Genomic DNA, 14,198 nt, shown 5'->3' with positions numbered 1-14,198 from the left:
GAGCGCAGATTCGATGGCGTCCTCGGCGGCGTCGGCCAGTTTGTGGCCGCCGGGCCCGAAGAACTTGATCCCGTTGTCGGGCATCGGATTGTGCGAGGCCGAGATCATGACACCGAATGCGGCGGCGTAGTGATCGGTGAGGTAGGCGACCGCCGGTGTTGGCACCACGCCGACGCGCAGGGCGTCGACACCTGCTGCGGTCAGTCCCGCGCAGACGGCTGCTTCGAGCATCTCCCCCGATGCCCGGGTGTCACGGCCCACGATCGCAACCGGTCGCCCGGGTGCGGTGCGTGCCGACGCGAGGACTCGCGCTCCGGCTTGAGCCAGTGATAGTGCCAGTTCCGGTGTCAGGTCGGCGTTCGCCAGTCCCCGAACACCATCTGTGCCGAACAGGTGCCCCATAGATCTCCCTCAGTTCTCATGCACTCAGGCAGGCGTCCAATGATTCTGAACGCCTGCCTGAGGTCAAAACGAGCTTTGTGATGCGAGCGATGAAATGATCAGCGCTTGCTGTACTGCGAAGCCTTACGGGCCTTCTTCAGGCCGTACTTCTTGCGCTCCACGGCACGCGGATCACGGGTGAGGAAGCCTGCCTTCTTGAGGGCCGGCCGATCATCGGGGGTGACCTCGATCAGCGCGCGGGCAATGGCCAGACGCAGTGCGCCGGCCTGTCCCGACGGGCCGCCACCATGCAGGTTCGCGAAGACGTCGAACGTGTCGCTGCGCTCCACGGTGACAAACGGGGCCTTGATCAGCTGCTGGTGCACCTTGTTGGGGAAGTACTCCTCCAGGCTGCGTCCGTTGAGCTTGAACTCGCCGGTACCGGGCGACAAGCGCACGCGCACGACGGCTTCCTTACGGCGGCCGACGGTCTGAACCGGCTGATCGAACTCGATCGGCGCGCGGGTGACGGCAGGCTCTTCGACCACGGCGTCGTCCACGGTGTAGTCGTCGGCGCCGACCTCGGCTTCGATGACTTCAGCAGCCACAACTTCGGCTTCGGTCTGTTCGGACACGTTTTGCTCCTCCGGCGCCGTCACTGGGCAACCTGGGTGATCTCGAAGGGCACGGGCTGCTGGGCCGCGTGGGGATGGTTGGGTCCGGCGTAGACCTTCAGCTTGGAGGCCATGGCGTTACCGAGCTTGGTCTTCGGGAGCATCCCGATGATCGCCTTCTCGACGAGGCGCTCGGGATGGGTTGCCAGAGTCTCACCGACAGTGCGGGACTTCAGGCCGCCCGGGTGACCGGAGTGGCGGTAGAGCAGTTTGTCGTCGAGCTTGTTTCCGCTGACGGCAACCTTCTCGGCGTTGATGATGACGACGAAGTCGCCACCATCCATGTGAGGGGCGTAGGTCGGCTTGTGCTTGCCGCGGAGCAGGTTGGCGCTCTGCACGGCGAGGCGGCCGAGCACCACATCGGTGGCGTCGATGACAAGCCACGCATGCGTGATGTCACTCGCCTTCGGGGTGTACGTAGGCACAGATAGTCCTCTGTCTGGTGTTACGGAGCTGGTCCCGGTACGCGGCTGAGGTTCTCCTGGCGACCAGTGGGGACCCAGGCCTCGGCTCGTCTGAAATCCAGACGGCCGCGCACCAACCGATAACAGTACCGGTCGGCCGTTGCCATGGTCAAAACGCTGCGACGAGTCCCCGTGACGGCCGCGTGTCAGGGCCCGGCAATCCGCACCGATCCCACGGCGGCGCGGCACTGCGCGTCGACGGATTCACCGGCCGATCCGTTCTGGCAACCAATGCTGACCTGCAGACCCCGCTCCACCGCCAGGTACCAGCGGATCGGTCCACCGGACACCGGGACCTCGCGATAGCTGATCACCTCACGACCCGCGAACCGCGTGCTCGCGGAGAACTCCTGGACCACGCCGTCGCCGCGCTGGTCGATGCGATTGCGCAAGCTCACCGCGACCGACGCCAATGTAGAGGTGTCGCGGACGGAGTTCTGCAACACGATCAGACGACTGTCGTTCTCCGGTGCCGCGAACGTGGTCCTCGACACCACACCTTCTGCCGGTGGCTCACTGCTCTGTCGCCAGCCACCGGGAACCGTCAGGCTCACACGTCCGAGCTGGACGAAGCGATCTGCTGCGGCCGCCGGTGCCGTCGACGTCCCGTCTCGGATCGCCACCACGCCGATGGCCACGGCTGCCGCGCCGATCACCAGGACCGTCGCCACCGCGGCGATCAATCTCCGTCGGCTGCCGGTGGTGGGCCGGAGCGGTCCGTCGTCGATCCGGGGCCGGGGCAGATCGGCGCCGCCGAATCGCCGCAGCAGCGACCTGTCCGCCACCATCACGCGGCCGACGACGGTTGACTCCCGCGTACTCCGGCACACACCAGCGACCACCTCCCGATCGCGACCGTCGACCAGGATCGCCTCGACGCGGTTGTCCACCACGCTGTGCAGGAGATCAGGTAGTTCATCGGCCTCGGTGAGGACGCGGGTCGAGGTGATCTGCCAGCCGACCGCCGACGAGCGGAGTTCGTGGATGTCGATCCGATCATGGACCTCGATCACCACCGCGCATTGCGCTGCCGACTCGAGATGGGAACGTGCCACCGCCACCGCTCGTGGAACCAGTTCGAGCTCACCGCAGTGCGACGACGCCGCGTCCCGCAAGATCTCGGTGCGTCGGCGACCCCATGTGGTCGGGTGGACCAGCGTCACCGCGCCGAGTCCACCGATCGCCGGGGCGAACATCCGCGACCACGCCTCGGTGGTGTGCATCCGCCGTCCATCGATCGTCACCCCGGCCCCGTTGATGCCCGACACCAACGGCGCGATCGGAATCGGGCCGCGGGCGCCGACGGCGAACTCGTCGTAGGCGATGTCGGCCACCACCGCCCGGAAGCCTGGATCCGGATTCGCGGCACTGCGATCCGCGACGTTCGCGCCCACTGCCTTTCCGTTCACCCTGTTCTCGTTCACCGTGTCCCGATCACAGGGGCGGCAGGTAGGCGACTTGGATCATTTCCTGCGGGCGCGACCGTGAGACGAGTTCGCCGCGGCCCGGCACCAGCTTCTGCAGGCGGACGCGGCCCAGCAGGTAGCCCTCGTCCCGGTCACCGCTCATCAACAGGCCATCGGTGGAGAGGTCTTTCAGGCGCCCGATGATCGTGTCGAACAGTGCCCGGCCCGCGCCACCCGACCGCCGGGTGACGATCAGATGCAATCCGATGTCACGCGCCTGAGACAACAGGTCGACCAGTGGCATCAACGGGTTGCCACTGCCGGTTGCCACCATGTCGTAGTCGTCGACGACGATGTAGACGTCCGGACCCGACCACCAGCTCGCCTCACGCAACTGCTGCTGGGTCACATTCTCGCCGGGTATCCGCGCAGTGAAGAACGCCACCAACTCGTTCACCATCGGCGCCAGGGTCTGCGCCGAACTCGCGTATCCGGCAAGATGATCCGATTCGATGACACCCAGCATCGTTCGCCGGTAGTCGACCAGCACGATCTTCGTCTCGTCTGCAGTGCCGTTTTCGACGAGGCCGGCGACGATATTGCGCAGCAACGTCGTCTTCCCGTGCTCCACATCAGCGAAGGCCATGAAGTGCGGTTGCGTCGCGAAATCGAGGATCACCGGCTCGAGTTCCGCTTCGCCGACACCGATGGCGACCTGTTTCGGACCCAGCGCGATCCCACGATCGGCCACCGTGGTCAACATGTCCTCGCGGTCGAGGTGCGATGCGAGCTTGCGGACCGCCATCGCCCCGCGCCCGGGGTAGACGGCACACAGTCTCGACACCGTATCGGCCAACGCCGCGCTGAGGGTCTCCACCCCGGTCTCGGAATCGGTGCGCGGCAACGCGATCAGCATGTGCAACTGCTGCGGTGTGAGGCCGCGGCCCGGCCTGCCCTCCGGGACGAGTCCGGCGACCTTGCGGCCCATCTCCGAATCGAGCGGGTCGCCGAGGCGGAGTTCGAGGCGGCTGCCGATCAGATCCTTGATGGCCGGACGGACCTCGGCCCACCTCGCTGCCGTCACGATCACGTGGACGCCGTATGACAATCCCTGCGCCACAATGCTGTTGATCTGTTCTTCCAGGAAATCGAACTCGCCCCGAATCACGGCGTAACCGTCGACCACCAGGAACACGTCCCCGAACACGTCTTCGGACAACGCCTGATCGCCGGCTCGGCGCCGGTTCCGGAAGTCGCGCATCGATTCGATCCCCATGGCCGCGAACCGCAGTTCGCGTTGCCGTACGAGTGCCGCCACCTCGGCGACGGTCCGACGCACCGCATCCATGTCCGCGCGGCCGGCGACCGAACCCACGTGCGGCAGCCCCGCGATACCGGCGAGCGATCCACCACCGAAGTCGAGGCAGTAGAACTGCACCTGCTCCGGACTGTGCGTGGCAGCGGCGGCAAGTATCAGGGCGCGCACCGCATTCGACTTGCCCGACTGCGGTCCACCGACGATCGCCACGTTGCCGCGCGAGCCGGAGACATCGACCGTCAGGACGTCACGGCGCTGATCGTAGGGCCGGTCGACGATGCCCAGCGGGAACTCGAGGCGGCCGGTCTGCGGGGTCTGCCAATGCGGGGCCAGCATGTCGATCGTCGGCGACTGGTCCAGCGGCGGCAACCACACCTCATGTGCCGCCAGACCTTGACCCTCGATCTGGCCGACCACCGTCTCCAGCAACGTACGGGTCGTGGCTGCCGGTGCTGGCTCTGGAACCTCCTCGGCCAGAATCGGTTCGGGTGCCACCACCGGATCGGGCGGAACCCGCCCGGCGGTGAACATCTTGAGTCGGCCACCGCCGCCGGAGGTCGTCGAATATCCGGCGTCGGCCGCCGCCTGCGGTGGTGTGTACGGGCCGGAGACGTAACAGGTGTTGAAGCGGATCGGTTCGGCCGAATCACATTTCAGATATCCCGAACCAGGGATGTTCGGCAGGTGGTAGGCGTCGGGTACACCCAGAACCGACCGCGATTCGTTGGCCGAGAACGTCTTCAGCCCGATTCGATACGACAGGTGGCTGTCGAGACCGCGCATCTTGCCCTCTTCGAGCCGCTGCGACGCCAGCAGGAGGTGGATGTGCAGCGACCGTCCCAGCCGGCCGATCGCAACGAACAGGTCGGCGAAGTCGGGTTTCTGCGCGAGGAGTTCGGAGAATTCGTCCACCACGATGAACAGTGCCGGCATCGGTTCCAGTGCGGCACCGGCGGCCCTGGCCCGTTCGTAGTCACCCACATTCGCGAAGTTGCCCGCGGCCCGCAGCACCTCCTGACGCCGATTCATCTCACCGGACAGCGCATCGCGCATCCGGTCGACCATCGACAGTTCCTCTTCGAGGTTGGTGATCACCGCGGCAACGTGCGGAGCCGCGTCGAGACCCAAAAATGTTGCGCCACCTTTGAAGTCGACCAGGACGAGGTTGAGTGCCTCGGGTGAATGCGAAGCCAGCATCGACAGCACCAGCGTGCGCAGGAACTCCGATTTTCCCGAGCCGGTGGCGCCGATGCACAGACCGTGCGGACCCATCCCGCCCTCGGCCGCCTCTTTGATGTCGATCTCGACCGGAGTCCCGTTGCCCGAGTAGCCGATCGGCACCCGCAGCCGGTTGCGCGCGGTCCGCGGCGCCCACACGCCGCGCAGGTCCAGGCGGGTCGCATCGGCGATCCCGAGCAGGTTCATCAATCCCGGATCGCTCGGTGACACCTCCTGCTCCAGGCTGACGAGCTGCGCGGCGGTGGCGAGCCGGTACCGCGCCATCGACCGGGCGAAGGCCTCGGCCTCGGGAACGCTCAGCGCATCCATGTCGGCGAACTCCTCGACACCGAACGCGCTCCGCGCCCCCACCTTTCCGTCCCGGACCACCAGTTGCAGTCCGCGCCGGGCAGCCAGACCGTCTGGTGGTGCCGACAAGTCGAGGACCGAGACCGCCTCCATACCGGCGTCCCCGACAATCCGTTCGTCGCCGGACACATGTCCGTCGTCGATGATCACGACAAGCTGGGCACGGCCGGCGGCCGGCGGCGCCGAACGAGAGAACCGTCCCCGTTCGAGGAGGTCGACGGCGAGATCGTCCTCGAGATCTGCCAGTGACCGGTAGATCATCCGGACCGATCCGATGCCGTCGCGCTCGTAGGGATGCTGGACGTGCGGCAGCCACTTGCACCAATCCCACGATTCGGCGGCCGGGTCGGCTGTCACGACCGCGACCATCAGCTGGTCGGGTCCGTGAAAAGCACACAACTCCAACATCATCGACCGGGCGAGCTGGCGGGTCTCCTGCCTGGCGCCTTCGATGTTGATCGCCGGGAATCCCCGCAACGACACCGCGGTGGGCAGTCCGTGGACCACCGAATGCGTGCGAACGAAGCGGCGCAGGGCCACCGCCGACACCGGTTCGACGTCTTCGAGGGGACCGGTCTCCGGCGGCATCAGCCGCGTCGCGAGGCGTTGGGATCCGACTCCGACGCGGACGTGACCGAAGTCGTTGTCCCCGCGGCGCCGCTCCCACATCCGCCTGCCACCGACGACCCCGAGCAGGGCGGCAGGCTCGGGATGACTCCATTCGAGGGCGTCACGTTGGGCTGCGCCGGTCTCGTGGACCTCGTCGCGGACCTGGCACAGATACCGGAAATAGTCTTTGCGCTCTTCGTTGAGTTCGGCTGCGCGCTTGCCCCCGCGGTTGCCCCCACCTGCGTACATGCCGAACATCGACATCAGCATCATCATCGGGAACATCATGAACAGCGGGTTCGACAACATGTTGCGACCGCCCGTCACGAACATCATCGCGATCATGCCCACCACGGCGAACACCATCACCACAGGCATCATCTTCATCAAGAGATTGCCCGGCACCACCCGCGGCACATCCGGTGGCACCTGCAGATTCACCTCGCCACCCGGCGCCCGCGGCGCCGGCACCCGCGGACGCCGGACAAAGCCCTCGGTCGTGCCCGCCGTCATCGCGACATCATGGATTTCAAGACCCCACCCCTGAACTCGACTTGCTCCCCTGGGCGCACATCATTCCTCATGGAGTTGTGGGCGGCACCACGAAGGCCCCGATTCATCCACATCCGGCCGGTGGCAGGGAGGCAGGTGTCGGAACGGTTCGCTATGGTCATCGGTACTTGGTGGGGATCTCTTGGGGGGAAATCATGACCGCTGCTGATCTTTTGGCGGAGCTGGACGCTGCTGCCGGCTCCGAACCGTCGCTCGCGCGGGTCTCGGTGATCGGTGGGACAACACAGTTCGACGTCGGGCTGCCCGCCGCCGTCGCGGTGGCCGCACTCATCCCCGACCTGGTGGCCCTGATCAGCACCCGGGCCCCGGTCGATGACGACGAGAACGAGGCCAGGCCCGGCCCGATCCGCGATCACTGGACACTGGCCCGCGTCGGTCACGACCCGATCCCGCCCAACCGCAGCCTCGGCGATGCCGGCGTCCGGGACGGTGACCTGCTGATTCTGCGAGCGGTACCGGCCCGCGAGAGTGCCGTCCTGTTCGACGACGTCATCGACGCCGTCGCCCGCCTCGGCGAGGCCCAGTTCTCCGGCTGGGATGCCGCCGCGGCCCGGGTGATGGGATACGTGGTGGCAGTCGGCGCCTCGGCGCTGTTGTCGCTGTCGCTGCTCCACGAGCGCGGTGACCGTGATCTGCTGTGGCCCGTACTCATCGCGGCCCTGGCCGCCGTGGCCTTTGTGGTCGCCGGCGCGGTCGTCGGACGTTACTACGACGATCCGGGCACCGCTGCGATCGCGTCCCTGTGCGCGATGGCACCCGCGATGGCGACCGGGATGATGGTGCCGCCCGGCGCATTTGGTGCCGCCCACCTGACACTCGGCTTTGCCGTCCTCACCGTTCTGGCGGCACTGGCCTACCGCATCTCCACCGCCGGCCCGCTGATACATTCCGCCGTCGGCACCGCCGCGGTGTTCGGAACCTTCACATCGCTTGCGCAACTGCTCTTTTCACCCGGGACCGTCGATCTCGGCGCCGGACTGTGCGCGGCCGCCGTACTCGCGATCTCAATGGCGCCGCGCATCACGATCCTGCTGGCCAGACTGCCCCTGCCCCCGGTCCCGACCGCCGGCGCAGCCATCGACCCGGCCGACTCGGCACCTCGGCCGGCCATCGAGGGCATCGGGGCGATCGGTGCCATGGCACTGCCCTCGGCGGCCGCTCTCGAACTCCGAACGAAGACGGCAGCGCGGTATCTCACCGGCCTCATCTGCGGTACCTCTGCGGCCGCGGTGGCCGGAATGGCCATGGTGGCCTATCCCGTCGACGAATTCAGTTGGCGTTGCACCTTTTACGCGCTGATCATTGCCGCACTGCTGTGCCTGCGCGGACGCTCCTACGCCGACCTCGCACAGGCGTCGATCCTCATCGGCGCCGGCGCGATCGGATTCGGTGTGACCGCGGTCCTGGTGGTTCTGGGCCCGGGTGATCACGCGGCGGTCGCGATGGCCGCCATCGCGGCGGTCGCCGTGATCGCGCTCCTCTGCGGTGTCGTGGCGCCGCGGTCATCGTTCTCGCCGGTGACGCGCCGCATGGTCGAGATCACCGAATATGTGTTGATCGCCGCCGTTGTCCCGCTGATGTTCTGGATCATGAACCTCTTCGCCGCGGTGCGCGACCTGTGATCGATCCGGTCCACACCCGGAACCCGCACCCACCGAAGCAGGACAACCGCATCATCCGGCGGATCGCCGCAGTCGCCGGCGTGGTGGCCGTGCTGGCAGCACTCCCGGCGCCGACCGCCGGTGCCATCACCCCACCGGTGGTCGAGGCCGGTTCCCTGGTGCGCAATGCCCCGGTGGCGCCACCGGAAGCCACCGAACAGAAGATGTTGTGCGCCAAGCCGGTTCTGGCACCCGGTACCGACATCACCGTGCCGTCGGCCGCGCAGACCATGATGAGACTGCCCGATGCCTGGCGATTCAGCCGGGGCGACGGGCAGAAGGTGGCGGTCATCGACACCGGCGTCACCCGTCATCCGCGGCTCCCCCGCGTCCAGGCCGGTGGCGACTACGTCGCGCGCACCGACGGCACCGACGACTGCGACGGACACGGCACCCTGGTCGCCGGAATCATTGCCGCGCAACCCTCGTCGACCGATGCCTTCGCCGGGGTGGCACCCGAGGCTTCGATCATCGCGATCCGGCAGTCGAGTGGGGCCTTCGAGGCCAAGGACCGGCGACGGAACCCGGCTCCGGATCCGACGGTGGGGTCCGGTTTCGGCACCGTCCAGACGTTGGCCAATGCGGTGGTCCGGGCAGTGGATCTGGGTGCCACGGTCATCAACATCTCCGAGGTGGCCTGCGGTTCGGCCGGCACCGACCTCCACGACAAACAACTGGGCGCAGCGGTGAAGTACGCGTACGACCGCAATGTGGTCGTGGTCGCCGCGGCGGGCAACCTCACCCAGGGTTCGGCCTGCTCCTCGCAGAATCCACCGCCGAATCCCGCGAATCCCGAACTCGCCGGGTGGGACACGGTCACCACCGTCGCCAGCCCGGCCTGGTACGCGCCGTATGTGCTGAGTGTGGCAGCGGTCGATTCCGAATCGGGGTCGCCGGCGGGGTTCAGTCTGTCGGGCCCCTGGGTGGGCGTCGCGGCACCAGGCACCGACATCCTGAGCCTGGACAACGCCGCTGGGTCAAACAAGTTGGTCAATGCCCACGATGGCGACAAGGGACTCACCAGCATCGACGGCACCAGCTTTGCCGCGCCGTACGTTGCCGGGGTGGTGGCGCTCGTCCGGGCGAAGTTCCCCGAATTGAACGCCGCCGAGGTGATGGAACGGATCACCCGGACCGCACACGCACCGGGAACCGGGCGCGACAACACCATCGGTCACGGGGTGATCGATCCGGTTGCGGCCCTGACCTATGACGTGCCGAAGGTCCAAACCGACTGGGCCGTTCCGCAGGCGATCTCGACTCCGGTCGAGAATCCTCCCGCCGATACCGGACCACGCACGGCCGCACTCATCGGAATCGGGGCGTGCGCGGTGATCCTGATCGCCGGTTGGGCCGTCTCGATGCCGGCGCGGCGCTTACGCAAGCTGGAGCCCGACGAATACTGACCCTGGCGTCCGGCGCCCAGTCACGACCCCACCCTGGCCCACACTCGCCGATCAGCGCATAAGTCCTTTCACCACAAGAGTTTTCGGAATCTCGTTGCCGGTCAAGACAGTCGGCTGAGGCGGGCACCGGCCGCTGTCACATCACCAGCCGCGTAGCCGCGACGGCCGCACCCGGACAAGCACCGAATAGTCTGCCCTGAACTTCTCGGGGGTCATCTCGAGGCCGCGGATCGCGTCCGCGTATTTCGCCACGTACGCATCCCATTCAGCCGGGCTCGGCCCGTCGGGGTCAACGGATGCGTCCGCTGTGAACACCGCCACGTCGCCGCCGTCGGGGGTGCTGTTGAAGTTGATCGCCACCGTCGAATTGGCGGCGATGTTGGCGAGTTTGGGCGCCTGTGGTTCGGAGAAGATGAGGAACTCGTCAGATGACCACAGGAACCACACCGGTGTGGGCACGGGTACTCCGGATGGTTTGACGGTCGTCAGCCAGATGACGTGTTCGGCGCTGAGCCGCTCACATTGACGCTCGGTCGGTTGCAATGTCGTAGGTGTCATGAACATCACAACAATGCCCGGGGCCCCGATTCTTCCGAATCGGGACGCCGGGCATCGGAATTACTTGGTCGTGCGAGCCGGACGCAGTTCGCGCGGCAACGCGAACGTCAGCGTCTCCTGCGCGGTGGTCACCGATTCGACACCGTCGAAGCCATGTTCTTTCAGCAGGTCCATGACGCCGCGGACCAATACCTCCGGCACCGATGCACCGGAGGTGATGCCCACCGTCTGTACACCTTCGAGCCACGCGAGGTCGATGTCGCGGGCGTAATCCACCAGGTACGACGCATTCGCGCCGGCCTGCAACGCCACCTCGACGAGGCGAACCGAGTTGGACGAGTTCTGCGAGCCGACGACGATCACCAGCTCACATCGCGGTGCCATCGCCTTGACGGCCACCTGCCGATTCTGCGTGGCGTAACAGATGTCATCGCTCGGCGGATCGTTGAGCAGCGGGAACTTCTCCCGCAGGCGCGACACCGTCTGCATGGTCTCGTCGACCGACAATGTGGTCTGCGACAACCAGATCACCTTGGATTCGTCGCGGACGGTGACCCGATCGACGCTCTCCGGTCCGTCGACGAGCTGCACGTGGTCGGGGGCCTCACCGGCCGTGCCTTCCACTTCTTCGTGACCCTCGTGACCGATCAGCAGGATGTCGTAGTCGTCGCGGGCGAAACGCTTGGCCTCCTGGTGCACCTTGGTGACCAGCGGGCAGGTCGCGTCGATGGTTCGCAGGTTGCGTTCGGCGGCCGAGTCGTGGACCGCCGGGGAGACACCGTGCGCAGAGAAGACGACGAGCGCACCCTCGGGAACCTCGTCTGTCTCGTCCACGAACACCGCACCGCGGTCGGTCAGCGTCTCCACGACGTGACGGTTGTGGACGATCTCCTTGCGCACGTACACCGGAGCGCCGTGCTTCTCCAGCGCTTTTTCCACCGTCTCGACGGCGCGATCGACGCCCGCGCAGTAGCCGCGCGGCTCAGCGAGCAGGATCTTCTTGCCTGAAGGGATGTTCTCGGCCGAACTCATGACAATCAGCCTACGGGCTATCCCACCCTTCTGGTGGCCACCACATCGCCCATGAGGCAGAGTATGGACATGATCCGACCACCTTATGCCGCAAGGGTCGCCGCCGGGGTTGTTGTCACCGTGCTCGAAGAGACACGCAAATTGCCGACAACGGCGATCACCCTTCCGATGACCGCGGTGAGCCAGACATTGCAGGCCGCAATGCGCTTTCAGCAGGGCATCGCCGAAATGGCCATCAGGGGCGACGAGGTCTTCGAGTCACTGCTCGGGCGGGCCGAGGAAGAGCCCGAGTGGGCCACCTTCGACGAAGACGACGACGACTACGTCGCGCCGCCGGCAGCGCGCCCGGTGACTCCTGCCACACCCACCGACGCCGATGACGACGACACGTCCGCGCCGTCGGGCTCGGGCCGGTTTGCGCTCTACAGCTCCGCTCCCGACCTCGATTCCGACAACACCTCCGACAACCCGGTACCGGCTGCCGGTACGAACGGGAATGCTCCCGAGATCGTCGAAGCTCTCGATTACGACACGCTGACGCTGGCTCAGCTGCGGGCCAAACTCCGCACCATCGGCCTTGCCGAGCTCAAAGAGCTCGCCGCCTACGAGAAGGCCACGCGGGCGCGGGCCCCGTTTGTCACCATGCTCGACAACCGTGTGACCGCCGCGAGCAAGTAGTCTGCGGACAGTGAGCAATACGCCCGAATCGGCGTGGCCGGTGCGGACGATCAACACGAAGATCGCCGACTGGCTGCACAAACTGGGACAGGTCTGGGTCGAGGGTCAGCTGACCCAGATCAACCGACGTCCCGGTACCCGTACCGCATTCCTGACGCTGCGCGATCCCGCCGCGGACATCTCGATCCAGGTCACCTGCAGCCCGGATCTGCTGACGCGCGCCCCGGTCCCACTCACCGAGGGCGCCCGGGTCGTGGTCCTGGGCAGGCCGAACTTCTACACCGGCCGCGCCACGGTGTCGCTGCGTGTCACCGAGATCCGGCCGATCGGCATCGGCGAGCTCCTCGCCCGGATCGAGCGGCTTCGACGACTCCTGGCCGCCGAGGGCCTGTTCGACGCCGGCCGCAAGCGCCCGCTGCCGTTCCTGCCCGCAACCATCGGCCTCATCACCGGCCGCGCCAGCGCCGCCGAACGCGACATCATCTCGGTGGCGCAAAAACGCTGGCCTGCAGTACGTTTCGAGATCCGCAACGCACCTGTCCAAGGCCCGACGGCGGTCCCGGCAATCCTGAAACACCTCGCCGAACTCGACGCGCACCCCGGTGTCGACGTCATCATCCTGGCGCGTGGCGGCGGGAGCGTCGAGGACCTGTTGCCGTTCTCCGACGAGGCGTTGTGCCGGGCCGTGGCCCAGGTCACCACCGCGGTGGTCAGCGCCATCGGACATGAGCCGGACTCCCCTGTGCTCGACCTGGTGGCCGACCTGCGGGCGGCGACTCCCACCGACGCCGCCAAGCGCGTCGTCCCCGATGTCGCCGTCGAACTCGCCGCCGTCCGCGAACTTCGCGCGAGAAGTGCTGGGGCACTGCGCAATTGGGTCACCACCCAGGTGCGGAGTCTCGATTCACTGCGCGGCCGGCCGGTGCTGGCCCAGCCGTATCGCATCGTCGACGACCGGATCGACGAGATCGAGCGCGCCGCCCGCGACATCCGCCGCGACGTCGCCCGGCTCGTGTCCCACGAGGAGCAACGGATCGAGCATCTGCAGGCCAGACTCTCCACTCTCGGCCCGGCACAGACACTCGCGCGCGGTTACGCGGTGGTGCAACGGGTCCCCGGGGCGGCCAGTAGTTCCGACGAGGATCCCCACGTGGTGATGTCGGTCGATGACATGCCGATCGGGACCCAATTGAGGATTCGGGTCGCCGATGGCGCCACCCGGGCCGCGGTGATGGGTGTGGAGAAACCACGGGGCAGCTGACGGACCCGCGTACGAAAAGACCAAACAATAGGGTGCGACACGCGCAGGCGCAGTAGGTGCCGCCCCGGGCTCGGACAAGAAGGAACACAGTGGCAGCGAAGAAGGACGTCGACAGCAACGAGCAGGCGATCGGCGAACTGGGCTACGAACAGGCCCGCGACGAGCTGATCGTCGTGGTCCGCACGCTCGAACAGGGCGGGCTCGACCTGGACGCGTCCCTGCAACTCTGGGAGCGCGGCGAGGCACTGTCGCGCCGGTGTGAGCAACATCTCGAGGGGGCCCGAAAGCGCATCGAGTCGGTTCTCGGGGCCGAAGACGACGACGATTTCGAGGACGACAGCGACGAAGACCTCGAGGACGAGGACTGAAGTCCGGTTCCGGCGGCCCGGTCACTTATCGTGCTCGTCGGCCGTTTATGACCATCGCGAGCTCCCTGCAATACTCGGGTGGTGGCTGCAAAACCCCGGATTCTGACCAACAACAAAGACATGATCTGGTCTTTGATCCCTTTGTTGTTGCTGTGCCTGTTCGTGGCAGCGGTGTCCGGTAACTGCTCGGTCGGATTGACCGGCGGGGCCGGCGACGACAAG

11 protein-coding genes and 2 pseudogenes are annotated in these 14,198 nt (G+C 66.7%); 6 read left to right on the top strand and 7 right to left on the bottom strand.

Annotation, left to right across the window (positions count from 1 at the left end):
- The 5 genes and pseudogenes from VIQ49_RS21895 to eccCa all read right to left on the bottom strand — a co-directional run.
- A pseudogene (locus tag VIQ49_RS21895) lies at nucleotides 1-402 on the bottom strand (phosphoglucosamine mutase); the annotation flags it as partial.
- Nucleotides 403-500: 98 nt separating this feature from the next.
- Complete coding sequence (rpsI, locus tag VIQ49_RS21890) at nucleotides 501-1,040, bottom strand: 30S ribosomal protein S9 (protein WP_331888614.1); 540 nt, start codon at nucleotides 1,038-1,040, stop codon at nucleotides 501-503.
- Complete coding sequence (gene rplM, locus VIQ49_RS21885; RefSeq protein ID WP_331888612.1) at nucleotides 1,037-1,480, bottom strand: 50S ribosomal protein L13; 444 nt, start codon at nucleotides 1,478-1,480, stop codon at nucleotides 1,037-1,039. Before rplM ends, rpsI begins: the two co-directional genes overlap by 4 nt.
- A gap of 185 nt (nucleotides 1,481-1,665) precedes the next feature.
- A complete protein-coding gene (locus VIQ49_RS21880) occupies nucleotides 1,666-2,928 on the bottom strand; it encodes a type VII secretion-associated protein (RefSeq protein ID WP_331888610.1) in 1,263 nt (420 codons plus the stop codon).
- 25 nt (nucleotides 2,929-2,953) lie between these two features.
- Nucleotides 2,954-6,952, bottom strand: coding sequence for a type VII secretion protein EccCa (gene eccCa, locus VIQ49_RS21875; RefSeq protein ID WP_331888608.1), 3,999 nt, complete (start codon nucleotides 6,950-6,952; stop codon nucleotides 2,954-2,956).
- Between the two features lie 194 nt (nucleotides 6,953-7,146).
- On the opposite strand from eccCa, the gene eccD reads away from it, so the two are divergent.
- Together eccD and mycP are read left to right on the top strand one after the other, a co-directional pair.
- On the top strand, nucleotides 7,147-8,634 hold the full coding sequence (gene eccD / locus VIQ49_RS21870) for a type VII secretion integral membrane protein EccD (RefSeq protein WP_331888606.1): 1,488 nt from the start codon (nucleotides 7,147-7,149) through the stop codon (nucleotides 8,632-8,634).
- A gap of 50 nt (nucleotides 8,635-8,684) precedes the next feature.
- Entirely contained in the window at nucleotides 8,685-10,079 is a 1,395-nt protein-coding gene (gene mycP, locus VIQ49_RS21865; protein WP_414731685.1) for a type VII secretion-associated serine protease mycosin, read from the top strand.
- A gap of 141 nt (nucleotides 10,080-10,220) precedes the next feature.
- Here mycP and VIQ49_RS21860 read toward each other — a convergent pair whose 3' ends face one another.
- Complete coding sequence (locus VIQ49_RS21860) at nucleotides 10,221-10,637, bottom strand: TIGR03667 family PPOX class F420-dependent oxidoreductase (protein ID WP_331888602.1); 417 nt, start codon at nucleotides 10,635-10,637, stop codon at nucleotides 10,221-10,223.
- A 60-nt stretch (nucleotides 10,638-10,697) separates the two neighbouring features.
- Complete coding sequence (locus tag VIQ49_RS21855) at nucleotides 10,698-11,669, bottom strand: 4-hydroxy-3-methylbut-2-enyl diphosphate reductase (protein ID WP_331888600.1); 972 nt, start codon at nucleotides 11,667-11,669, stop codon at nucleotides 10,698-10,700.
- 69 nt (nucleotides 11,670-11,738) lie between these two features.
- On the opposite strand from VIQ49_RS21855, the gene VIQ49_RS21850 reads away from it, so the two are divergent.
- The 4 genes and pseudogenes from VIQ49_RS21850 to VIQ49_RS21835 all read left to right on the top strand — a co-directional run.
- The gene (locus tag VIQ49_RS21850) at nucleotides 11,739-12,347 is read left to right on the top strand and encodes a lipid droplet-associated protein (RefSeq protein WP_331888598.1); all 609 of its coding nucleotides are present in this window, start codon (nucleotides 11,739-11,741) and stop codon (nucleotides 12,345-12,347) included.
- A gap of 10 nt (nucleotides 12,348-12,357) precedes the next feature.
- Nucleotides 12,358-13,608 (top strand): exodeoxyribonuclease VII large subunit, encoded by a 1,251-nt coding sequence (xseA, locus tag VIQ49_RS21845; RefSeq protein ID WP_331888596.1) that lies wholly within the window; start codon nucleotides 12,358-12,360, stop codon nucleotides 13,606-13,608.
- A gap of 89 nt (nucleotides 13,609-13,697) precedes the next feature.
- Nucleotides 13,698-13,976: an exodeoxyribonuclease VII small subunit gene (locus tag VIQ49_RS21840; RefSeq protein ID WP_331888594.1), complete on the top strand. Its 279-nt coding sequence runs from the start codon at nucleotides 13,698-13,700 to the stop codon at nucleotides 13,974-13,976.
- 81 nt (nucleotides 13,977-14,057) lie between these two features.
- Nucleotides 14,058-14,198, top strand: a pseudogene (locus tag VIQ49_RS21835) (DUF4245 domain-containing protein); the annotation flags it as partial.

The organism is Williamsia sp., from assembly GCF_036566845.1.
Lineage (GTDB): Bacteria > Actinomycetota > Actinomycetes > Mycobacteriales > Mycobacteriaceae > Williamsia.
This window is presented reverse-complemented; position numbering and strand designations above follow the sequence as displayed.